The organism is Ornithinicoccus halotolerans (genome assembly GCF_009602535.1).
In the GTDB taxonomy this organism is placed as follows: domain Bacteria; phylum Actinomycetota; class Actinomycetes; order Actinomycetales; family Dermatophilaceae; genus Ornithinicoccus; species Ornithinicoccus halotolerans.
The window spans coordinates 1-1,155 of record NZ_WIQI01000211.1; the positions used below are offsets into that span (position 1 = coordinate 1).

General features: G+C 75.9%; 2 protein-coding genes. One reads left to right on the plus strand and one right to left on the minus strand.

All coding sequences use genetic code 11. The features are described 5' to 3' along the window. Positions 1 to 699: PfkB family carbohydrate kinase (locus GFJ45_RS16090; protein WP_153399107.1), on the minus strand; the 699-nt coding region annotated here is incomplete at its 3' end. A 56-nt stretch (positions 700 to 755) separates the two neighbouring features. Between GFJ45_RS16090 and GFJ45_RS16095 the strand changes: the two genes are divergently transcribed. Continuing rightward, positions 756 to 1,155 (plus strand): NTP transferase domain-containing protein (locus tag GFJ45_RS16095; protein ID WP_153399111.1); only part of this gene is annotated, 400 nt, incomplete at its 3' end.

A 1,155-nucleotide genomic window follows, 5' to 3' on the forward strand; every position in this document is an offset into this window, starting at 1 on the left:
GCCGCGGGCCAGCTGCGCCGCGACGGCCGCGGCCAGCGTGCACCCCGCCCCCGCGACCGGGACCTCGCCCACCTTGGGAGCGGTCAGCACCTCGGTCGTCGCGCCGTCGTAGAACACGTCCACCGCGTCCGGCCCCGGCAGCCGCACCCCGCCCTTGGCCAGCACCGCGGCGCCGCTGTCCTCGTGGATGCGTCGGGCGGCCTCGGTGAGGTCCTCGACCGACTCGATCGCGGCCATGCCCGACAGGCTGGTGGCCTCGAAGTGGTTGGGGGTGACGAAGGTCGCCTGCGGCAGCACCTGGGCCTTGAGCGCCTCGTCGGTGTCCAGCGCGGCGCCGGGCTCCTGCCCCTTGCAGATCAGCACCGGGTCCAGCACGACGTGCCCGAAGCTTCGCTCGCGCAGCGCCCCCGCGACCGTCTCGATGGTGGCCGGCGTGCCGAGCATGCCGATCTTGGCCACGTCGAGCTGGTCGGGTCCGTAGGCGGTGGTGATCGCCTCCAGCTGGTCGGCGATGACCTGCGGGTCGACCGGCACGAACCGGTGCCCCCACTCGGCCTTCGGGTCGAAGGAGACGATGCAGGTCAGCGCCACCATGCCGAAGACGTCATGGGCCTGGAAGGTCTTCAGGTCCGCCTGGGCGCCGGCGCCGCCGGTGGCCTCCGAGCCGGCGATGGTCAGGGCGAGGGAGGGGTTGCTCATGGGCCCGATGGTCTCACCTCGCCCGGTGACCGGCAGCCGGGTGGGACAGTAGCGGCATGGAGCCGGTCCGCCACGACGCGATCGTGCTGGTGGGTGGCCGTGCCCGCCGGCTCGGCGGGGCGGACAAGGCCAGCCTCGCGGTGGCCGGCCGGACCCTCCTGGCGCGGGCGCTGGACGCCGCCGGCGCAGCCGAGCGCACGGTGGTGGCCGGAGTGCTGCCGGCAGGCACCCGGTGCCCTCCGGGGCCGACCGGTTCCGGGCCGGTCCGGCACGTCGTCGAGCGGCCGCCGCGCTCCGGTCCGGTGGCAGGCATCTCCGCCGGGCTGGCCGCACTGGGTGGTGACGGCGGGGCCCGGTGGGTGCTGGTGCTCGCCGTCGACCAGCCCGGCGCGGCCGCGGTGGTCGGGCCGTTGCTGCAGCGCGCCGCCGAGGCGGGGGAGGCGGTGGACGGCGTGT